The organism is Enterobacter sp. JBIWA008 (genome assembly GCF_019968765.1).
Lineage (GTDB): Bacteria > Pseudomonadota > Gammaproteobacteria > Enterobacterales > Enterobacteriaceae > Enterobacter.
Window position 1 is genome coordinate 3,221,295 of the sequence record NZ_CP074149.1, and the last position, 20,580, is coordinate 3,241,874.

At 55.5% G+C, this 20,580-nt stretch carries 18 protein-coding genes; 8 read left to right on the forward strand and 10 right to left on the reverse strand.

What is annotated here, in order from left to right; genetic code table 11:
* The first annotated feature begins 52 nt into the window (after positions 1-52).
* From KGP24_RS15480 to KGP24_RS15505, 6 genes are all read left to right on the forward strand, one after another.
* Entirely contained in the window at positions 53-757 is a 705-nt protein-coding gene (locus KGP24_RS15480) for a type 1 glutamine amidotransferase (RefSeq protein WP_223561048.1), read from the forward strand.
* A gap of 190 nt (positions 758-947) precedes the next feature.
* Entirely contained in the window at positions 948-1,343 is a 396-nt protein-coding gene (locus KGP24_RS15485; RefSeq protein WP_014884558.1) for a CidA/LrgA family protein, read from the forward strand.
* Complete coding sequence (locus tag KGP24_RS15490; protein WP_025756257.1) at positions 1,340-2,035, forward strand: CidB/LrgB family autolysis modulator; 696 nt, start codon at positions 1,340-1,342, stop codon at positions 2,033-2,035. The genes KGP24_RS15485 and KGP24_RS15490 overlap by 4 nt, the downstream gene beginning before the upstream one ends.
* A gap of 129 nt (positions 2,036-2,164) precedes the next feature.
* Positions 2,165-3,049 (forward strand): cytidine deaminase, encoded by an 885-nt coding sequence (gene cdd / locus KGP24_RS15495; RefSeq protein WP_223561049.1) that lies wholly within the window; start codon positions 2,165-2,167, stop codon positions 3,047-3,049.
* Positions 3,050-3,175: 126 nt separating this feature from the next.
* Complete coding sequence (gene sanA, locus KGP24_RS15500) at positions 3,176-3,892, forward strand: outer membrane permeability protein SanA (RefSeq protein ID WP_008500918.1); 717 nt, start codon at positions 3,176-3,178, stop codon at positions 3,890-3,892.
* Positions 3,893-4,016: 124 nt separating this feature from the next.
* Entirely contained in the window at positions 4,017-5,405 is a 1,389-nt protein-coding gene (locus tag KGP24_RS15505) for a glutamine synthetase family protein (protein ID WP_223563515.1), read from the forward strand.
* A 49-nt stretch (positions 5,406-5,454) separates the two neighbouring features.
* Here the strand turns inward: KGP24_RS15505 and mglC are convergent, their stop codons facing one another.
* The 7 genes from mglC to KGP24_RS15540 form a co-directional block, all read right to left on the reverse strand.
* The gene (gene mglC, locus KGP24_RS15510; protein WP_008500921.1) at positions 5,455-6,465 is read right to left on the reverse strand and encodes a galactose/methyl galactoside ABC transporter permease MglC; all 1,011 of its coding nucleotides are present in this window, start codon (positions 6,463-6,465) and stop codon (positions 5,455-5,457) included.
* 15 nt (positions 6,466-6,480) lie between these two features.
* Complete coding sequence (gene mglA, locus KGP24_RS15515) at positions 6,481-8,001, reverse strand: galactose/methyl galactoside ABC transporter ATP-binding protein MglA (RefSeq protein ID WP_047174129.1); 1,521 nt, start codon at positions 7,999-8,001, stop codon at positions 6,481-6,483.
* Positions 8,002-8,080: 79 nt separating this feature from the next.
* Positions 8,081-9,079 carry a galactose/glucose ABC transporter substrate-binding protein MglB gene (gene mglB, locus KGP24_RS15520; RefSeq protein WP_023312468.1) on the reverse strand — a complete coding sequence of 333 codons (999 nt, stop codon included), beginning with the start codon at positions 9,077-9,079 and terminating at the stop codon, positions 8,081-8,083.
* Between the two features lie 294 nt (positions 9,080-9,373).
* On the reverse strand, positions 9,374-10,396 hold the full coding sequence (gene galS, locus KGP24_RS15525; RefSeq protein WP_223561050.1) for an HTH-type transcriptional regulator GalS: 1,023 nt from the start codon (positions 10,394-10,396) through the stop codon (positions 9,374-9,376).
* Positions 10,397-10,551: 155 nt separating this feature from the next.
* Positions 10,552-11,709, reverse strand: a complete 1,158-nt coding sequence (gene yeiB / locus KGP24_RS15530; protein WP_223561051.1) for a DUF418 domain-containing protein YeiB — start codon at positions 11,707-11,709, stop codon at positions 10,552-10,554.
* 19 nt (positions 11,710-11,728) lie between these two features.
* Complete coding sequence (folE, locus tag KGP24_RS15535) at positions 11,729-12,397, reverse strand: GTP cyclohydrolase I FolE (RefSeq protein ID WP_008500927.1); 669 nt, start codon at positions 12,395-12,397, stop codon at positions 11,729-11,731.
* Positions 12,398-12,499: 102 nt separating this feature from the next.
* Positions 12,500-13,648, reverse strand: a complete 1,149-nt coding sequence (locus KGP24_RS15540; protein ID WP_223561052.1) for a YbfB/YjiJ family MFS transporter — start codon at positions 13,646-13,648, stop codon at positions 12,500-12,502.
* Positions 13,649-13,786: 138 nt separating this feature from the next.
* Here KGP24_RS15540 and fghA point away from each other — a divergent pair, with 138 nt between their 5' ends.
* Positions 13,787-14,614 (forward strand): S-formylglutathione hydrolase, encoded by an 828-nt coding sequence (gene fghA / locus KGP24_RS15545; protein WP_223561053.1) that lies wholly within the window; start codon positions 13,787-13,789, stop codon positions 14,612-14,614.
* Between the two features lie 111 nt (positions 14,615-14,725).
* On the opposite strand, the gene cirA is transcribed toward fghA, so the two are convergent.
* From cirA to yieE, 3 genes are all read right to left on the reverse strand, one after another.
* Complete coding sequence (cirA, locus tag KGP24_RS15550; protein ID WP_223561054.1) at positions 14,726-16,696, reverse strand: catecholate siderophore receptor CirA; 1,971 nt, start codon at positions 16,694-16,696, stop codon at positions 14,726-14,728.
* 224 nt (positions 16,697-16,920) lie between these two features.
* A complete protein-coding gene (locus KGP24_RS15555; RefSeq protein WP_223561055.1) occupies positions 16,921-18,390 on the reverse strand; it encodes an amino acid permease in 1,470 nt (489 codons plus the stop codon).
* Between the two features lie 170 nt (positions 18,391-18,560).
* Positions 18,561-19,427, reverse strand: a complete 867-nt coding sequence (gene yieE / locus KGP24_RS15560) for a DNA-binding transcriptional regulator YeiE (RefSeq protein WP_223561056.1) — start codon at positions 19,425-19,427, stop codon at positions 18,561-18,563.
* Between the two features lie 97 nt (positions 19,428-19,524).
* Between yieE and KGP24_RS15565 the strand changes: the two genes are divergently transcribed.
* Positions 19,525-20,571 (forward strand): YeiH family protein, encoded by a 1,047-nt coding sequence (locus KGP24_RS15565; RefSeq protein ID WP_223561057.1) that lies wholly within the window; start codon positions 19,525-19,527, stop codon positions 20,569-20,571.
* Positions 20,572-20,580 lie beyond the last annotated feature (9 nt).

Here is a 20,580-nt window from a genome sequence, read left to right on the forward strand (position 1 = left end):
TCCTCCCTTCCTCTTATGATGCTGCTTGTACACGTAACCGGAGAGAGACGCAATGCACATTCATTTTATCATTCATGAACATTTCGAAGCGCCAGGCGCCTATGAAATCTGGGGGAAAAATCGCGGCTGTAATTTGAGCTACACCAGAGTTTATCAGGGCGATCCGTTACCCGAGGATCTGGAGAGCATGGACCTGCTTATCATCATGGGAGGCCCGCAGTCACCCGCCACCACGCTTGAGGAGTGCCCCTGGTTTGATGCGCAGGCGGAAATGCGACTAATCGGCCGCGCAATAGAGGCGGGTAAAACGGTGATAGGCGTTTGTCTGGGCTCGCAGCTTATCGGTGAAGCGCTGGGCGCAGCGTTTTGCCATAGCCCGGAAAAAGAGATCGGCAAATTTACCGTCAGGCTCACGGATGCAGGCAAGGCGAACCCGCTATTTAAGGATTTTGGCCACGAGCTGAACGTCGGTCACTGGCATAACGACATGCCAGGGCTGACGCCACAGGCTAAGGTTCTCGCTTACAGCGAGGGCTGTCCCCGACAGATCGTGCAATACGGCGAACGGGTTTACGGTTTTCAGTGCCATATGGAACTGACGCCGGAGGTCGTAGAGCTGCTGATTGAGCATTCGCACAACGACCTCCGCCGCGCGGCTGAATTCCGTTTTGTCGAAACGGCGGAAAAACTTCGCTCGCATGATTATCGCGAAATGAATCAGGCGTTGTTTTCTTTTCTCGATAAACTGACCGCCTGACGCTGATGCAATCTCTGGCGCGTCACTTCGCCACCTCACTCCCTTTCCTCTAAACTGTAGCCTGCCCCTGTAAGGCGATGCCGGACGTTCCATTCTGGAATGTCTGGTATGCTCAAATTTCATGATGTGATCCGTGGCACATTTTTAGGTTTAATTGTATGATGAATGCGTTTCAGCAAGGACTAACTCCATGAGCAAATCATTGAACATTATCTGGCAATATCTGCGCGCATTCGTCCTGATTTACGCCTGCCTGTATGCCGGGATTTTCATCGCGTCGCTGCTGCCCATCACCATTCCCGGCAGCATTATCGGCATGCTGATCCTCTTCGTTTTGCTGGCGCTGCAAATCCTGCCTGCAAAATGGGTCAATCCCGGCTGCTTCGTCCTCATTCGCTATATGGCGCTGCTTTTCGTGCCTATCGGCGTCGGCGTCATGCAGTATTTTGATTTGCTCAAGGCCCAGTTCGGCCCGATTGTGGTCTCCTGCGCGGTCAGCACGCTGGTGGTTTTCCTGGTGGTGAGCTGGAGTTCGCATCTGGTGCATGGCGAACGTAACGTGATTGGGGAGAAAACAAAGAAATGATAGCCAATATCTGGTGGTCGCTGCCGTTAACCCTGGTGGTGTTCTTCGCCGCACGTAAACTTGCCGCACGCTTCAAAATGCCGTTGCTGAACCCGCTGCTGGTGGCAATGGTGGTGATCATTCCATTCCTGCTGCTCACCGGCATTCCTTATGAACGCTACTTTGCGGGCAGCAAAATTTTAAACGACCTGCTGCAGCCCGCCGTTGTCGCGCTTGCCTTTCCTTTATATGAGCAGCTTCACCAGATCCGCGCCCGCTGGAAATCCATCATTACCATCTGTTTTGTGGGCAGCCTGGTGGCGATGATCACCGGCACGTCGGTGGCTCTGCTGATGGGGGCCTCCCCGCAGATTGCCGCCTCTATCCTGCCTAAATCGGTGACCACGCCTATCGCGATGGCGGTCGGTGGCAGCCTCGGCGGTATTCCGGCCATCAGCGCGATGTGCGTTATTTTCGTCGGTATTCTCGGCGCGGTGTTTGGTCACACCCTGCTGAACGCGATGCGTATTCATACTAAGGCGGCACGGGGACTGTCGATGGGCACCGCCTCCCACGCGCTGGGCACTGCCCGCTGTGCGGAGCTGGATTATCAGGAAGGGGCATTTAGCTCGCTGGCGCTGGTGATCTGCGGGATTATCACCTCCCTGCTGGCCCCGTTCATTTTCCCGCTGATTCTGGCGGTGATGGGCTAAAATTTGCGATGCGTCGCGCAAATTTCATTTTGATTTCATAAGTTGCATACATAATGAGAAGTGGATCACATATAAAGCCCTGACGGCTCCGTAAACTACCGATCCATTAACCTTTATGAGGCAAACGCCATGCACCCACGTTTTCAAGCTGCTTTCGCCCAGCTTGCAGAGAATTTGCAGTCAGCCCTTGCTCCCGTTCTGGCAGATGCACACTTCCCCGCCCTGCTGACCGCGGAGCAGGTCACGATGCTGAAACAAGCAGCGGGACTGGACGAAGATGCGCTGGCTTTCGCACTGCTTCCTCTGGCTGCCGCCTGCGCGCGGGCCGATCTCTCCCACTTTAACGTCGGGGCGATTGCCCGCGGCGTCAGCGGCACCTGGTACTTCGGCGGCAATATGGAGTTTCTGGGCGCGACCATGCAGCAAACCGTTCACGCCGAGCAGAGCGCCATCAGCCACGCCTGGCTGCGCGGTGAAAAAGCCCTGAGCGCCATTACCGTTAACTACACCCCCTGCGGCCACTGCCGTCAGTTTATGAACGAGCTGAACAGCGGACTGCAGCTGCGCATCAACCTGCCGGGCCGCGCGCCGCACACGCTGGGGGATTATCTGCCTGACGCGTTTGGGCCGAAAGATCTGGAGATCAAAACGCTGCTGATGGACGATCAGGACCACGGTTACGCCCTGTCCGGCGATGACCTGAGCCAGGCGGCCATTCGCGCGGCCAACAAGAGCCACACGCCGTACAGCAAGTCCCCGAGCGGCGTGGCGCTGCAGTGCCGTGATGGCCGGATCTTTAGCGGCAGCTATGCGGAAAACGCCGCGTTTAACCCAACCCTGCCTCCGCTACAGGGCGCGCTTAACCTGCTGAGCCTGAACGGCTATGACTATCCGGACATTCAGCGCGCCATTCTGGCTGAGATTGCCGATGCGCCGCTGATCCAGTGGGATGCCACCGCCGCAACGCTCAAAGCGTTAGGCTGTACGACAATTGACCGCGTACTGCTTGCCTGATCCTTCCGGCGGGCAGAAATGCCCGCCAGTTTGCTGAAAAACCCCTCAGTTGAGTCTCTGTTTCTTGCGCTAACCAGGCGGGTAAAGTAGCCTGAGTTAAATTTCATCCACGAACGAGCCATCTCCATGTTAAAGCGCGTTTTTTACAGCCTGTCTGTCCTGGTCGGCATACTGCTGTTGATCGTGCTGGGTCTCGACCGCTGGATGAGCTGGAAAACCGCCCCCTACATCTTTGATGACCTGCAGGACCTGCCCTATCGTCAGGTTGGCGTGGTGCTCGGCACCGCCAAGTATTACCGCACCGGCGTGATTAACCAGTATTACCGTTACCGCATTCAGGGCGCGCTGAACGCCTACAACAGCGGCAAGGTGAACTACCTGCTGCTGAGCGGCGATAACGCGCTACAAAGCTACAATGAACCTGTAACGATGCGAAAGGACCTGATTGCGGCGGGCGTGGATCCTGCCGATATCGTGCTCGACTACGCCGGATTCCGCACCCTGGACTCCATTGTGCGCACGCGTAAAGTCTTCGACACCAACGACTTCATCATCATCACCCAGCGCTTCCACTGCGAGCGCGCGCTGTTTATCGCGCTGCATATGGGCATTCAGGCGCAGTGTTACGCGGTGCCGTCGCCAAAAGATATGCTGAGCGTGCGCGTACGCGAGTTCGGCGCCCGTTTTGGCGCCCTGGCAGACTTGTATATCTTCAAACGCGAACCGCGCTTTTTAGGCCCGCTGGTGCCCATTCCGGCGATGCACGAAGTACCGGAAGATGCCCAGGGTTACCCGGCCGTCACGCCTGAGCAGCTGCTTGATATGCAGAAAAAAGAGAAATAGCGGGACCTTCTTTATACTTTCTTTACGCCGGGCCTGACGCTTTTTATCCCCCCTTTACGTCGGCTCTTTTAAGCTGAGTTCACTGCCGCTACGGCTTCATTGAAGAATGACTATGAACTCGATAATGAATGCGTTTTTCCTCAAAAGTCTCCGTCCGTATTTTAACTTTCCCGGTTTATCACTTCCTGGCGCACTCAATTCCGGTCTCTGGCTTGATGAAAAAATTGACGCCCTGCAGCACAACTTTTCAGTGGAAGTGGCAGATTATCTGGAACGTTACCCGCAGACGAAACATGTAGACGTTTACCTGAACGATATCAACGGCACGATGCGCGGCAAGCGTCTGTCGGTGGAGAGCATGCTGACCCTGGAAAAAGGCTGTTATTTTCCCCTTTCGGTCTACTCTATGGATCAGAAAGGAAAAATCGCCGCCCCGCTTCATGATGAACCGGACCGACTCTGCGTTCCTGTCGCCAGCTCCCTGCGCCCCTGCCCGCAGGATCCGCAGCACAACGCGCAGATCCTGCTGACGATGAAAGACAGCGACGATAACTCCTGCCCGCTTGAGCCGCGCGTGATACTGCAAAACGTGCTGGCACGCTTCCACCAGCACGGGCTCTTTCCGGTGATTGCCCCGGAAATCGAGTTCTATCTGACGGGACATGACGATCGGGATCCGCAAAACCAGGGATGTTTTCACATGGATGCCCCGACGGCCCATGCGGCACTGTTTGACGAGCTGGAACAGCTGGCGCACCTTCAGCGCATCCCCCTGTCCGGGATCGTGGCAGAAGCCGAGTCCGGTCAGTACGAATTAAACCTGAAGCATAGCCATCGCGTCGTTGAGGTCTGCGATAACGTGCTGGCGCTGCGTCGCCTGACCCGATACGTTGCCGAAAAGCACGGCCTGCAGGCCAACTTTATGGCTAAGCCTTTCAGCCAGCTGTCCGGCAGCGGTTTGCACTTCCATTTCAGCCTGAACAATCGTCATGGCGAGAACGTCTTTGCTTCTCCGGCGAACGCGCTTAACAGCATGATGCGTTTATGCATCGCGGGACAGCTGGCGCTGATGCCCGCCTCTGTCGCCATTCTTGCGCCGGGCGTCAACGCGTTTCGTCGCCTGCGTAAAAACCTGAAGGAACCCGTATTTAATTCCTGGGGCTATAACACCCGCTCCGCCGCTTTGCGTATTCCCTGCTCGGATGACAACAACCGTCGTATTGAGTACCGGCTGGCCGGGGCTGATGCCAATCCGTATCTGGTGGCAGCCACTATCCTGACCGGTATGCTGTACGGGCTGGAAAACATCGACGACGAGGATTTGCCCGAACCGCTGCACGATCGGCCCGAACTGCCGCTGTTTCAGCAGGAGGCGATTGAGACCTTTGCCCGCTGTCAGTACCTCACCGACAGCCTGGGCGACGCCTTTTCCGAACAGTGGATCGCCTGCAAGCTTTCTGAACTCGACTGGTTTGAGCGCATTGTGACCCGAGAGGAGTCGCAGCTGGCATAAGGCAAAAAAAAGCCCGCTCGTTGAGCGGGCCGTATAGCGCGAGGAGCAATTACTTCTTACGCGCGTACTTCAGTGAATCCAGCGCAACCGCGAAGATAATGATGGCACCCTTGATGATGTACTGCCAGTACGGGTTCACGCCGATGTAGGTCAGGCCATAGTTGATGACGGTGAAGATGATCACACCGGTCACCACGCCGAGCACGGTACCCACGCCGCCGCTGAAGGAGACGCCGCCAACCACGCAGGCTGCGATCGCATCCAGCTCGTACATGAAGCCAAGGTTGTTGGTTGCAGAGCCGATACGGCCCGCTTCCAGCATCCCGCCAAAGGCGTAGAATACGCCGGACAGCGCATAGATGATGAGCAGGTTCAGGGCAACGTTCACGCCGGAGACTTTCGCCGCTTCCGGGTTGCCGCCGATGGCAAAGATGTTTTTACCGAAGCGCGTTTTGTTCCACAGGATCCAGACGAAGGCCACCGCGATCAGCGCATAGAAGGTAATATACGACAGGCGGAAGCTGCCCAGCGCGATAAACCCTTGCGTAAAGGTCGAGAAGCCGCTGTCAAAGCCCGAGATCGGCGACGCACCCACGAAGTCGTAGTACAGGGAGTTGATACCGTAAACGATGATCATCGTACCCAGGGTGGTGATAAACGGCGTCACGTTCAGGTAAGCGATGATAATACCGTTGATCAGACCAATCACCGCGCCGATGGCGCAGACAATCAGGATCACCACGAAAATCGGCATGGTGGCCATTTCCGGGAAGACCTTGTTGGCGTTTTCCATCGACTGCAGCAGGGTTGCCGCGATAACCGCCGCCAGCCCCACCTGACGACCGGCAGAAAGGTCGGTCCCCTGAGTCACGATCAGGCCCGCCACGCCCAGCGCAATGATAATACGCACGGAGGACTGGGTCAGAATGTTACTCAGGTTCAGCAGGCTTAAGAACGTAGGGTCCTGGAAAATGATGATTGCCAGCAAGACTAAAAGAACAACGTAAATACCGCCTTCTTTCAGGTAAGTGAGAAAACTTTTTTTATTTAACGCACTCATGAGGAGCCCCTGATCTTAAAGGTGCAAAGACGCAAGACGCAAAATTTCGTTTTGCGTTGTCGTTTTGGTGTCAACAATACCGGCAACGAGACCATTGCTCATAACCAGAATACGATCCGTGATCCCTAACAATTCCGGCATTTCGGAAGAAATAATAATGATCCCTTTATTCTTTTTCGCCAGCTCGGCAATCAGCTGATAAATTTCAAACTTCGCGCCGACGTCAATACCGCGGGTCGGTTCATCCAGCATCAGAATTTCTGGCTGGGTTAATAACCAACGACCGATAATGACTTTCTGCTGGTTACCACCGGAAAGCGAACCAATTTGGGTGCGGTGTCCCGGCGTTTTAACGCGCATGGAGTCAATTACCCATTGGGTATCGCTCTTCATGCGGGAGTTATCCAGCAGCCCGACTTTGTTTTTGTAATTGCGAATATTAGAAATTAACGAGTTAAAGTTAATATCCAGATAAGCATAAATACCGGTAGAACGACGCTCTTCCGTCACCAGCGCAAAACCATTATTAATGGCTTCGTTGGCGTTGTGGTTGTTAATTTTCTTACCGTGCAGCGTAATCGTGCCTTGAGCTTTCTCACGGATGCCAAACAGGGTTTCCACGATATCGGTACGCTTTGCCCCGACCAGACCGGCAATCCCCAGGATTTCACCCTTGTGCAGGTCGAAGGAGACATCGCGAATAGACGGCTGGCGTAACGAGGTCAGGTTGCGCACTTCCAGGATCACTTCACCCGGCTTGTTTTCTTTGTCCGGGAAGCGCTGGTTCAGGGAACGTCCAACCATCATGGCGATGATCTTGTCCATGTCCAGCCCTTCCAGCGGCTGCGTGGCAATCCACTGACCGTCGCGCAGGATGGTGATCTCATCGCACAGCTGGAAGATCTCTTCCATTTTGTGGGAGATATACACAATGCCGCAGCCGCGATCTTTAAGCTTACGAATAATGGTAAAAAGGTGATTAACCTCTTTTTCCGTTAATGACGATGTCGGTTCGTCCATAATGACGATTTTCGCATCATAGGAGAACGCTTTGGCGATTTCGATCATCTGCATCTGGGAGACGGATAATGTTCCCACGCGGGCGCGAGGGTCGATATCAATATCCAGCTCATCGAAAATCGCTTTGGTGTCGCGATACATTTTGTCCTGATCGACAAAGACACCTTTGGTTGGATAACGCCCCAACCACATATTGTCCATAACCGAACGTTGCAGCACCAGGTTTAATTCCTGGTGAACCATCGAGATACCGTTTTCCAGTGCTTCTTTGGCTGAATGGAAATCGATCTCTTTCCCCTGAAAAAGAATGCTGCCAGAATCTTTTTGATAGATCCCAAAAAGACATTTTAATAATGTTGATTTACCCGCACCGTTCTCACCCATCAAAGCATGAATAGAGTGAGGACGCACTTTTAAATTAACATTATCGAGTGCCTTAACGCCGGGAAAAGACTTGTTGATACCGCTCATTTCCAACAGGTATTCACCGGATGACTGAGTAGTTGTGCTGACCATAATTATACCTTGTTGGCCTCGCATATCGCGTTATAAAAGGGCGCAACGAATTGCGCCCAGTGGAGACAGTACCGCTAACTTATTTACCGATAAACTCAGCCAGGTTGGACTGGTCTACGCCCACGTAAGGTACGCGAACGATTTTGTTTTCAATTTTCCAGCTGGTGCCATCTGCCGCGCCTTTGCCATCGGCCAGGTTTTTCGCCAGATCGAAGGTGGCTTTCGCCTGGTTGTTGGCATCGTTCAGAACGGTACCGGCCATCGCACCGGATTTAACCAGCGCCAGCGCTTCTGGCAGTGCGTCTACGCCGAATACCGGGATGGAGGATTTGTTGTGTGCTTTCAGCGCTTCTACCGCACCCATTGCCATTGCATCGTTGTTGGCGATAACCACTTCGATTTTGTTGGCGTTAGGGCCGGACAGCCACGCGTCCATCTTATCTTTCGCCTGAGCGGTATCCCACATCGCGGTATCTAAGGCCAGCTGCTGGGTTTTCAGACCCTTGTCGTTCAGCTCTTTGATAACGTAAGTGGTGCGGGCTTCAGCATCCGGATGGCCTGGTTCGCCTTTCAGCAGCACGAACTGAATCTGACCGTCTTTGTTCAGGTCCCAGTTCGGGTTCGCCGCCCAGTGTTTCGCGATCAGATCGCCCTGAATAATACCGGACTCTTTGGAGTCGGTACCGACGTAATACGCTTTGTCGTAGCTATCCAGCGCCTTACGGGAAGGTTCTTTGTTGAAGAAGACGATCGGCACGTTCTGGCCGCGCGCTTTTTCAATAACCGTGCCTGCTGCAGCCGGGTCAACCAGGTTGATGGCCAGGGCTTTCACGCCTTTCGCCAGCAGAACGTCGATCTGGTCGTTCTGTTTGGACTGGTCGTTCTGGGAGTCGTTCATCAGCAGCTGAACGTCTGGCGCTGCTTTCGCATCTTTCTCAATCGCTTTACGCACAACAGACATGAAGTTGTCGTCGTATTTATAGATGGTCACACCAATACGGGTATCCGCAGCGTGCGCTGCTGCACCAAAAAGCATGCTTGCCATTACAGCAGACAGGGTCAACACCTTCTTATTCATGGTATCTCCGGTTTTTTTATGCAGGGTAGTTCTTGTGAATAACGATCGGCGGGCAGGTGTTAATAAAACGTTACTGACAGCCGAAGTTCACTTATAAAATTTCTATCTTCCGTGTTCGGTAACGCTCCAGAAATGCGTTTTATTCGTTGTTTGCGGCACATTGGCTATAGTGAAAGTGAATAATCACCGTTACATAGCGTTTCAGCCCCTAAAACGCTGACATCATAGTCAGCGCCTTGTTAAGATACTGTGAATTTACTCACAGATTGAAAACGGTTACATCACCTCAAGTAATCAGTTAGTGATCGGAACCACAATTTGCCGGGCCGCGACAGAGTGCCGACGCACTAAAGTCGGCATGAAACAGTGTGTTGCCCCCGGATCCAGCAGCCCTGCCGCCCCCTGTAACGCCAGCTCAGTCGCCATTTTCGCCATAGAGGCAATGGGGTAGCGCACCGTTGTCAGCTGCGGGTCGGTGTAACGGGCAATCGGAATATCATCAAAACCAATGAGTGATAAATGCTGTGGCACCGCAATGCCGTTATCTTTCAGTGCCGTCAGGGCTCCTGCCGCCATGCTGTCGTTATAGGCAAACACCGCAGTAAGCTGCAGGTTGCGCCCCAGCAGCTCCACCATTGCCGCCTCACCGCCCTGCATGTCCGGCGTGCCGGTTCCCACCCAGCTTTCGGATGACGTAATGCCGTGCTCTTTCAGAGCGTTTTGCCACCCCTCGCGCCGCAGGTCGTTATCTTCAATCTGATGGCTGGAGGCCAGATAACCGATCCGCTGATGCCCGTTGTTGATGAGCATTTTCGTGGCCATCATGGCGCCGCTGACGTTATCCAGCCCGACGCAGCGATGGGCATAGCCGGGAACGATGCGGTTGATCAGCACCATGCCAGGGATCTGATCCATAAAGCCGGTTAGCTCTTCATCGCTCAAGGCTTTTGAGTGGACAATCAAGGCGTTACAGCGCTGGCGGATCAGCACCTCAATGGCATGACGCTCTTTTTCCGCCTCATGATAGCTATTGCCGATCAGGACATATTTCTGATGCTGCTGGGCGACCACGTCGACCGCTTTCACCAGCGCGCCGAAAAAGGCATCCGAGACATCCATCACCACCACGCCGATGGTGTCGCTGACCTGCGTCGCAAGCGCCTGCGCATTGGCATTTGGCCGGTACCCGAGCTGGGTCACGGCTTTCATTACGGTTTCACGGGTTTCAGGGCTGACCAGCGCACTGTTGTTGAGCACGCGGGAGACGGTAGCCACAGAAACGCCCGCCAGGCGGGCGACGTCACGAATGGTGATCATATTCACCATCCTTCAAAGGATTGCAGCAACTCACAGACACCCCCTGTGTTTAGCAAGGTGGCTATTTTGGCAGTGAGAGAAAGGGGACTACGTGAAGAAGCTCACACTCATGAAAACGCTTACATCCGTTTTGTTAATGATTGTGATCCAGATCGTTATCTGGATGTATTTTTCAATGATACCCCTGAAGCATGTGCGGTTAACTGACGCCATACCCACTCCAGCGGTCCCTGGCGGAAATAGCGTAGCCAGAGAACAGAAAACGCCAGGTTTACTACCCAGACCGGGATAACGAACGCCAGCAGCGTGAGGCGGTCGAATTTCATAAACAGGCCAAAGCGATAGAAAAGCGCGGTGCAGATTAGCGTTTGCAGGAGGTAATTGCTCAACGCCATGCGGCCCACGCAGGCGATAGCGCTGACGATCCACAGGCGGGAAAGCGAGGGCCAGAAGCCATAGATCAGCGCCGCGTAGCCGATGGTCTGGAACGGCGCGCTCAGTTCGCGCGGCACCTGGAGCAGGAATGCGCACCAGCGGTAATCCCAGTGGATGTGCCACTGCATAATTACCGCCGGGAGGTTAATCAGCACGCCGAGCAGCACCAGTCCGGCACCCGTTCGGCGATAGTGACGCAGGCTAAATTCGCCTTTCAGCCAGCCGGTTCGCATCAGTGACGCGCCCATCAGCATCATGCCCGCCAGCTGCCAGCCGTATTGCGCGCCCAGCGCAAGGAGGTTATCCCCCAGCATGTCCGCACGGTTGCTTATCGCTTCCGTACCGCCCTTCAGCTTCCAGAACTGTTCGTACTGCAGGTTAGCGGCATCCGGGATCCAGGAACGGTTTGTCGCCTCTCCGGAGATCATCCCCAGCAGCAGCAATACAGCAAGCCCCATGACATAAAGCATCACGCCGGTGTTAAACAGGCTTTTTACGCTGTGCGCATCGCGAATCAAACGCCAGCAGATGAGCCCGACTAACCCATACGCGAGAAGAATATCGCCATCCCAGAAGAACAGGCCGTGGATAAAGCCGAGGAGAACCAGCAGCGTCAGGCGCGACTGGATCCAGCGCGTACCGCGTTTAAGGAGCAGTTGCAGACCAGCGCCAAACAGCAGGGCAAACAGCGTGAGGAATTTAACCTGCGCGAAGAGATCGAGGATTGCCCAGGTCCAGGCATCACTGCGGGTGATGTCGCCATACCACGCGGGATTGAGATAAGCCGCCTTCGGCAAACCGAAGGCGGTGATATTAAGCAGCAGGATACCGAGAATGGCGACGCCGCGAACAAAATCGAGCGTGACGTTTCGCTCCATGGTCCCTGCCCTGTAAGACTTAGTTGTGGTGACGTACGGCGCGCAGGAACTCCTGGCGGGTATTCTGGCTCGATTTAAACAGACCGCCCAGCGAGGTTGTGGTGGTCGCACTGGTGGCATCGCGCACGCCGCGCGCTTTCACGCAGTAGTGAACCGCGTCGATAGAAACGGCCACGTTATTGGTGCCCAGCAGCGTTTGCAGCGCGGTAAGGATCTGCTGGGTCAGGCGCTCCTGCACCTGCGGACGCTGAGCAAAGAACTGCACGATGCGGTTGATCTTCGACAGGCCAATCACCGTATCTTTAGGGATATACGCCACGGTCGCTTTACCGTCGATGGTCACGAAATGGTGTTCGCAGGTGCTGGTCAGCGTGATATCGCGTACCGTCACCATCTCGTCCACTTTCATCTTGTTTTCAATGACGGTGATTTTCGGGAAGTTGGCGTAATCCAGCCCGGAGAAAATTTCGTCGACGTACATTTTCGCGATGCGGTGCGGCGTCTCCATCAGACTGTCGTCACTCAGATCGAGATTCAGCAGCTCCATGATATCGGTCATATGACCGGCAATCAGACGCTTGCGGGTTTCATTGTCCAAATCCTGTACGGGCGGACGCAGTGGCGTTTCAAGACCGCGCGCAACCAGGGCTTCGTGGACCAGGGCAGCTTCTTTACTGAGTGATGACATTTTGTTCTCCTGCAGGTGTGGCGTCTTTTGCCCTCGTTGTGGCAAAAGTATGCGTTCATTGTGCGTGAGGCGGCGCACATAATCCAGTATTCACGACGATAATTATTGCAATTGCTGTTGCCTTTCAGCATGACGATTCCAGACCAGGGCTCCTCCGACGAACAGCGCAACGCCCGCCAGCCCCAGCGCGGGCTCCAGCCGGTGGGTAAGCCAGGTTGATAACGCCGAGGTGACCGGACCAATCAACTGCCCAATCGCATACCCGGTGGTGAGCAGGCCCGCCATATAGCGCGTGTGGTTTGGCGCCAGCTCGCGCCCGTATAAAAGAGAGAGCTGCACGGCACACAAAAAGCCGCCGCCCACCAGCAGCCCGCCCGTCAGCAACCCGCCAATCCCCGACAGCAGCCAGGCCGCCAGCACGCCCGCCCCCTGTAACCACAGTACGATAGCCAGCCTGCGGTTAGCCGTTGAGATATGGCGTAAAAGAATACTGAGCGCAATCCCCAGCACGGCGGCGAGACCAAAAATCGGCCAGACAAACTGGGCAAACAGGCTGCCGGGAAAACGTACGGCCGCCATTTGCGACAGGAAGGTCGCCGGGAGGATATAGCCAAACCCGGCCAGGCTGTAGCTCCAGACCAGACGCGTTAAATCCGCCGTCAGCACCAGCGGCTCCGGCGCGGAACCGGGTCGATGGAGCTGCCCGGATCGCGGCAGGTAGCGCGCCACCAGGGCAATCAGCACCAGCGCCAGCACGCCGTAGATTTGCCATGCCGCCCCGGCCGAAAGGGACTTCGCCTGAATATAGACGGCGAGCAGCCCGCTCAGGGCAATGCCCGCCCCCGGTCCGGCAAATACGGCAGCGCTCAGGCCCGGTTTACCCAATTGTCCCAGCCGTTCGTTAGTCCAGGCGGCAATGAGTACCATCGACCAGCCGCTCATGCAGCCGATCGCAAAGCGCAGCAGGCCGTGCAAGACGGCATTATCCGCCGCCGCGGAGAGCAGCGTCAGCGCAACCGCACCGGTGATGCCAAGCCAGAGGCGCGTTTCCACAAAGCGGTGCGCACGCATCGCATCCCACGCGCCCACCAGATAACCCAGATAATTCATCGCCGCCACCAGACCCGCGCTGGTCAGCGTAAGCTGTCCGGCAGCAATCATGAGCGGCACCTGGGGCGTAAAGGCAAAGCGTCCTATCCCCATCGCCACCACCAGAACGACAAACCCACTGAGCGCAATACGCAGCGCCATGACCGCTCCAATTGTTAAAAAAAAGTAAATTTATGATGCAGCATCTCGACGTCTTGCGAAAGTGAAAGTTACTCACAGGTCAATGAAAAGGCTGTATTATGGTTTTTATGAATACGCATTCTCATTAAGGAGCACTGCATGGAACTGCTCGAAGAGCACCGTTGTTTTGAAGGTCGACAGCAGCGCTGGCGGCACGACTCCACCGTCCTGAACTGTGCGATGACGTTCAGCATTTTCCTGCCGCCGACGGAAAATCCACCGGTTCTGTTCTGGCTTTCAGGCCTGACCTGCAGCGACGAAAACTTCACCACCAAAGCAGGCGCTCAGCGTATTGCCGCCGAGCTGGGGATTGCGCTGGTGATGCCTGACACCAGCCCGCGTGGCGATGATGTGGCAGACGATGCCGGATACGACCTGGGCAAAGGTGCCGGGTTTTATCTCAATGCGACCGAGCAGCCCTGGGCGCGGCACTACCGCATGTATGATTACCTTCGCGATGAACTTCCTGCGCTGGTGCAGTCGCAGTTTGCGGTCGGCGAGCGCTGCGCCATCAGCGGACACTCTATGGGCGGACACGGGGCGCTCATCATGGCGTTAAAAAATCCGGGAAAATACGTCAGCGTGTCGGCATTTTCGCCAATTGTGAACCCAACGCAGGTGCCCTGGGGGCAGAAAGCCTTCACGAACTATCTGGGTGAAGATGAAGCAACATGGCAGGAATGGGACAGCTGCGCGCTGATGCTGGGCAGCAGCTCAGCAAATGCGATCCCGATGCTTATCGATCAGGGCGATGCGGATCAGTTCCTCGCCGGACAGCTACAGCCAGCGGTGCTGGCAGAAGCGGCACGCCAGAAGGACTGGCCGCTGACGCTGCGCATTCAGCCGGGATACGACCACAGCTATTACTTCATCGGGTCCTTTATTGAGGATCATCTCCGCTTCCATGCGGAGCATTTGTTCGAGTAAGTGCGGGTGCGTGCGCTCTGATGCTCTCACCCTGGCCCTCTCCCACAGGGAGAGGGAACAAACACTAAAAACGGCAACTTACGTTGCCGTTTTGCTTTTACCCTGGCCGCATCAGAACTTATAATCCACGCCGACAAAGTAGCGACGGCCATCTTCCGTGTAGCTGTAATCGTCGCGGCTCAGATCTTTGTCCAGCAGGTTCTGCACGCCCGCTCGCAGCTTCACGCTTTTCGTCGCCTGCCACGCGGCGCTGGTATTCCAGATAACATAGCCACCCGGCGTTGGGTCGCTGCTGGTCAGCGCGCGTTTCTCACCGGTGTAATTGCCCTGAACATAGAACGACCAGTCCTGCGTCGCCTGCCAGTCAACGGTCCCGTTGGCCGTGTGGAACGGCAGATCGGACAGCGGTTTGTTGCCGCCGTTGCTGATATCACGACCGTCGTTGTAGGTGTAGTTCAGCGTCACTTTCCAGTCGTCCGCCAGCGGGAATTTCAACTCGGTCTCCACCCCGCGGATGCGCGCCTTGTTGACGTTGTAGTAGCGGAAAATCGGTTCACCGTCCGCATTCAGGCCAACGTAGTTAGGGTAACTCTGCGCCTGCTTCGCATTGGCCGTACGGTTGATGGTGATGCGGTCATCGACGTTATTCTGGAAGGTGGTGATGCTGGCCTGCACGCCCTCTAACCAGCCCTCTTCCCCGCTGTAGTACAGGCCGAACTCGAAGCTCTCGCTGGTTTCCGGTTTCAGATCCGGGTTACCGACAACATCACAGGCACCGCGGCACGAGCTGGTGACCCAGTCCGGGCTCAGCTGCAGCAGTGACGGCGCTTTAAACGCGGTCGCCCAGCCCCCTTTCACCGTTACGGTATCGGTCGCGTTGTAAACCAGATAGGCTCGCGGGCTCCAGTGGTCGCCGTAGGTATCATGGTCGTCCATACGGATACCGGTGGTCAGCGCCAGAGGTTCAAAGATACGCCACTCATCCTCCAGGAACAGGGCATACTGGCTTGTCGACGTACTGCTGCCGGAACCGCCCGTCAGGTTGACAGGATCCTTCAGCTTATCGTGACGCCATTCGCCGCCGAAGGTCATCAGCTGGTTGATTTCGCCCAGCGGCAGCACGTATTTTCCGTCCACCGCGTTGCTCTCGGAGGTGATCGGATTGCTGTTGCCCGGGTTTTTGTTATCCACCTTTTCGCCGTAAACCTTCAGCTCGCTGTTGCCGACGCCCCAACGGCCGTTGTGGCTGAGAGAGTAGTTCTGACGCTCAAGGCGGTTTTTGTCGAGGGAATCCGAGTCACGATCCTGACGATCGAAACCGTAGCCCGCCGTAAAGTCGTGATTTTCAGACGGTGTCCAGGCGAATTCCACATTCGCATCGCGGCTGGTGAAGCCCTCAATGCGCGGCGTTTCACCGCTCGCCGTGGTAGAGGATTTCTGCTGACCGTCCTTCTCACGCTTCGCGAGGCTACCGTAGGCTTTCAGCCCCAGCAGACCGTCCACCAGCGGGCCGCTGGTGTAGAACTGACCGTTGTACGTGTCTCCACGATCGCGATGTTCCTGAATCGTGGAATCGGCGCTCAGGGTGCCCGTCCATTTCTGGCCGATTTTTTTGGTGATAATGTTCACTACCCCGCCCAGCGCATCGGAACCGTAAAGAGAGGACATCGGTCCGCGTACCACTTCGATCCGTTCGATGGCGTCAACCGGCACCCAGTTGAGGTCGAAATCATTATGGCGGAACACCGCGTTACGCGAGTTGACGCGCTTGCCGTCGATCAGGATCAGCGTGTAGCTGCTGTCCAGTCCACGAATACTTACCCCTTTACGGTTGTCCCCTTCGCTCGTGAGCTGAACGCCCGGCACCTCCCGTAACACATCTTTCAGATTCTGAACGGGTTTGCGCTGCAAATCTTCCTGGGTAATAACGCTGATGCTTGCCGGGGCGTCTTTCAGGTTTTGCTCGGTCGCGGAGGCCGTTACAACCATTGTGTCGCCGGATTCCGCTGCGATAACAGGCAGGGCCAGGGACATTGCGGACGCACAAAGTCCTCCCCTGACGAAGGGATTCAACCTAAACATTCCATATCTCCATGAGGTAAATACAACTAAATCAACTCATCATTGCTCACAGCGTCTTCCTTGCCGCCCACATCTACGGTGGGTCGGTGATACGCTTATTTTTGATAACGATAAAGCAAACGATAATTATTATCAATTAAATTATTGGAAAATATATCTTTGTTTCAGGATGCGGGTATAAAAAAACCCGCTCGAATGAGCGGGTTAAAAGAGAGGAAGTGCGGTTATTGTTTAAATCGTTCCGGGAATTCCATTTCACTGTAGCGAACGAATTTTGTTCCTTTCGTCAGTTTGTAACCAAACCAGATGATGAGGAACAGCGGAATACCAATGTAGGTCGCCGTGACGGCACCCCAGTCAATGGTGTCCGCCAGGAACGCTTCATAGTTCTGCCCAAGCGTAATGATCAGGCACAGAATGAAGGCGAAAATGGGACCCAGCGGGAAGAAGCCGGAGCGATACGGCAGCGAGTTAATATCGTGACCCTGTTTGACAAAGCCACGGCGGAAACGGTAGTGGCTAATGGCAATCCCCAGCCAGGCAATAAAGCCCGTCATCCCGGACGTGTTAAGCAGCCACAGGTACACCGTCTGGTTGCCAAACATGGAGGTCAGGAAGCACAGACCGGCAATCACCGTTGTGGCATAGAGCGCGTTACGCGGTACGCCGCCACGGGACAGCTTCGCGAAGATACGCGGTGCCTTTCCGTCGCATGCCAGCGTGTAGAGCATACGGGTGGACGCGTACATCCCGGAGTTACCGGCTGAAAGCACTGCGGTCAGGATAACGGCGTTCATCACCGCCGCGGCTGAAAGCAGACCAGCGTGCTGGAAGACCAGCGTGAACGGGCTGACGCTAATATCTTTTACGTCATTACGCAGCAGGCTTGGATCGGTGTACGGGATGATCAGACTGATAATCAGGATCGCAAACACATAGAACAGCAGGATACGCCAGAATACCTGACGGACCGCACGCGGAATATTTTTCTCCGGGTTCTCTGACTCACCGGCGGCGATACCAATCAGCTCGGTACCCTGGAAGGAGAAGCCGACAATCATCGCCACGCCAATCATTGCCGACAGTCCACCGGCAAACGGCGCATCGCCTATCGCCCAGTTACTCCAGCCCGCGGGTTCTGTACCTTTGAAAATACCAACGATCATCGCCACACCGACGACGATAAAGATGATGACGGTTGCCACTTTGATCAAAGAGAACCAATATTCCGCTTCGCCGAAACCGCGCACGGAGATGTAGTTCAGCAGGAAGATGACGGCGAGGAACAGGGCGCTCCAGATCCAGCCCGGCGTATCCGGGAACCACCAGTTCATCACCAGCTGTGCGGCGACAAGGTCAACGGCGATAGTGACCGCCCAGTTGTACCAGTAGTTCCAGCCCAGCGCGAAGCCGAAGCCTTCTTCAACGTATTTTTGACCGTAGGTCGAGAACGAACCGGATACCGGCATGTATGCGGCCAGTTCGCCGAGACTGGTCATCAGGAAGTACACCATCAGGCCAATCAGGATATAAGAGAATAATGCCCCACCCGGGCCGGCTGCCGAAATCGTTGCGCCAGAGGCAACGAAAAGACCTGTACCGATTGAGCCGCCAATGGCGATCATCGTCAGGTGACGCGCCTTGAGTTCACGACGTAGCGTGGGCGCTTCTGTGGTTTTAATTTCTGAAACCATATGAAAATGCTGTCCATATAATAAATGAGGCGCGATTGTAGCAGACGATCCGCGTTCCTTCCGGCAGAAATACTCAGTTATAAGAGAGCTTCATGACTCGGCCAGGATTATAAGTAAAGCATAATTTTTCCCTCTCCCTTTTGGGGAGAGGGCCAGGATGAGGGGCAATTTCACATCTCGCAGTAGCGCAAAAAACGCTGCAGAGAGCTGGAAAGGTGTTTCTGGCGGTGATGAATGCACCACAGGGTGCGCACCAGTTTCGGGAGCGGAACGGAAATTTCAACCAGCGACCCCGTCTCAAGCTGTTCGGCAATGACGCGCCGGGAAAGACAGCTGATCCCTAGGCCATGACGCACCGCGTGCTTAATCGCCTCTGAGTTCCCCAGCTCCATCCCTAACTGGAAATGCGGCAGATGGGAAAGCAGCAGATAATCGACAATTTCACGCGTGCCGGAGCCCTGCTCGCGCAGGATCCACTGCGCCTGCGCCAGGCGCTCCAGCGTCACCTCGCCCTGCAATAACGACGAGGCCGGGGACGCAAACACCACCAGCTCATCTTCCAGCCAGGGCTCGGCAATGATATCCACGTTGTGGCACGGCCCTTCGATGAGGCCGATATCCACGCGGAAATCGATCACCGCGTTGATAACGTCCTGGCTATTGCCCACGCTCATCTCCAGCGGCAGGGTCGGAAAATCCCGGCGGTAGCGGGCAATCACTTCCGGCAGGATGTAGTTTCCGATGGTGCTGCTGGCGTAGACGCGGATCGCACCGTTGTCTTCGCGGAACAGCTGTTCGATTTCGATAGCCTGCTCCAGCAGCGCCAGCGCGCGTGGATAAAGAAGACGACCGTGCTCGTTGACCACCAGGCGCTTCCCTACCCTGTCGAAAAGCTGAACGCCCAGCTGTCCTTCAAGATCGGTCAACGCTGCACTGACCGCAGACTGCGAGAGCGCCAGCATTTGTGACGCCTGGGTCGTCGAGCCGCTTTTCAGCACCTCGGCAAACACTTCCAGCTGACGCAATGTGATGTGCATGATTACTTACCACTTATATAGATTGATTATAAGTATATAATCAATTTTATTTTTAAACCACAGCGCCGTAACCTTTAGCCAGACAAAGGAGAAGGTTATGTCAGAAATCACCTTACAACATCATCGTACAGTGTGGCACTTCGTGCCGGGCCTTGCGCTCAGCGCAGCAGTAACCGCCGTAGCGCTATGGGGCGGCAGCATCCCGGCTATCGCAGGCGCAGGTTTTAGCGCACTGACGCTGGCCATTTTGCTGGGCATAGTCGTGGGAAATACCGTTTACCCACATATCTGGAAATCCTGCGACGGCGGCGTGATCTTTGCCAAACAGCACCTGCTGCGCCTCGGGATCATTCTTTACGGCTTCCGTCTCACCTTTTCGCAGATTGCGGATGTGGGCGTGAGCGGGATCGCCATTGACGTCCTGACCCTTACCAGCACCTTTTTGATGGCCTGCTTTATCGGTCAGAAAGTCTTTGGCCTGGATAAGCAAACCAGCTGGCTGATCGGTGCCGGGAGCAGTATCTGTGGCGCAGCGGCGGTGCTGGCAACGGAGCCGGTCGTTAAAGCCGAAGCCAGCAAGGTGACCGTGGCGGTCGCGACGGTAGTTATCTTCGGTACGCTGGCGATCTTCCTCTACCCGGCGATGTATCCGCTGGTTGCCCACTGGTTTAGCCCGGAAACCTACGGCATCTATATCGGCTCGACCATGCACGAAGTGGCCCAGGTGGTCGCGGCAGGACACGCCATTAACCCGGACGCCGAAAACGCAGCGGTGATTGCCAAAATGCTGCGCGTGATGATGCTGGCCCCGTTCCTGATTTTCCTGGCCGCGCGGGTTAAGCAGCTGGCACCGGCAGACAGTAATCAGAAGAGTAAAATTACCATTCCATGGTTTGCGATCCTGTTTATCGTGGTGGCGATTTTCAACTCCTTCCACCTGCTGCCGAAAGCCGTAGTCGATATGCTGGTGACGCTGGATACCGTGCTGCTGGCGATGGCCATGGCGGCGCTGGGAGTGACCACACACGTCAGCGCGCTGAAAAAAGCCGGCGCGAAACCGCTGCTGATGGCGCTGGTGCTTTTCATCTGGCTGATTGTCGGGGGCGGCGCGATTAACCTCGCGGTCCATAGCCTGATGGCATAAACCACTACG

Excerpts from the sequence above, each read along its gene's own strand:
- KGP24_RS15480 (WP_223561048.1), top strand. The coding sequence starts at position 53 with ATGCACATTCATTTTATCATTCATGAACATTTCGAAGCGCCAGGCGCC.
- KGP24_RS15485 (WP_014884558.1), top strand. The coding sequence starts at position 948 with ATGAGCAAATCATTGAACATTATCTGGCAATATCTGCGCGCATTCGTC.
- KGP24_RS15490 (WP_025756257.1), top strand. The coding sequence starts at position 1,340 with ATGATAGCCAATATCTGGTGGTCGCTGCCGTTAACCCTGGTGGTGTTC.
- cdd (WP_223561049.1), top strand. The coding sequence starts at position 2,165 with ATGCACCCACGTTTTCAAGCTGCTTTCGCCCAGCTTGCAGAGAATTTG.
- sanA (WP_008500918.1), top strand. The coding sequence starts at position 3,176 with ATGTTAAAGCGCGTTTTTTACAGCCTGTCTGTCCTGGTCGGCATACTG.
- KGP24_RS15505 (WP_223563515.1), top strand. The coding sequence starts at position 4,017 with ATGAATGCGTTTTTCCTCAAAAGTCTCCGTCCGTATTTTAACTTTCCC.
- mglC (WP_008500921.1), bottom strand. The coding sequence starts at position 6,465 with ATGAGTGCGTTAAATAAAAAAAGTTTTCTCACTTACCTGAAAGAAGGC.
- mglA (WP_047174129.1), bottom strand. The coding sequence starts at position 8,001 with ATGGTCAGCACAACTACTCAGTCATCCGGTGAATACCTGTTGGAAATG.
- mglB (WP_023312468.1), bottom strand. The coding sequence starts at position 9,079 with ATGAATAAGAAGGTGTTGACCCTGTCTGCTGTAATGGCAAGCATGCTT.
- galS (WP_223561050.1), bottom strand. The coding sequence starts at position 10,396 with ATGATCACCATTCGTGACGTCGCCCGCCTGGCGGGCGTTTCTGTGGCT.
- yeiB (WP_223561051.1), bottom strand. The coding sequence starts at position 11,709 with ATGGAGCGAAACGTCACGCTCGATTTTGTTCGCGGCGTCGCCATTCTC.
- folE (WP_008500927.1), bottom strand. The coding sequence starts at position 12,397 with ATGTCATCACTCAGTAAAGAAGCTGCCCTGGTCCACGAAGCCCTGGTT.
- KGP24_RS15540 (WP_223561052.1), bottom strand. The coding sequence starts at position 13,648 with ATGGCGCTGCGTATTGCGCTCAGTGGGTTTGTCGTTCTGGTGGTGGCG.
- fghA (WP_223561053.1), top strand. The coding sequence starts at position 13,787 with ATGGAACTGCTCGAAGAGCACCGTTGTTTTGAAGGTCGACAGCAGCGC.
- cirA (WP_223561054.1), bottom strand. The coding sequence starts at position 16,696 with ATGTTTAGGTTGAATCCCTTCGTCAGGGGAGGACTTTGTGCGTCCGCA.
- KGP24_RS15555 (WP_223561055.1), bottom strand. The coding sequence starts at position 18,390 with ATGGTTTCAGAAATTAAAACCACAGAAGCGCCCACGCTACGTCGTGAA.
- yieE (WP_223561056.1), bottom strand. The coding sequence starts at position 19,427 with ATGCACATCACATTGCGTCAGCTGGAAGTGTTTGCCGAGGTGCTGAAA.
- KGP24_RS15565 (WP_223561057.1), top strand. The coding sequence starts at position 19,525 with ATGTCAGAAATCACCTTACAACATCATCGTACAGTGTGGCACTTCGTG.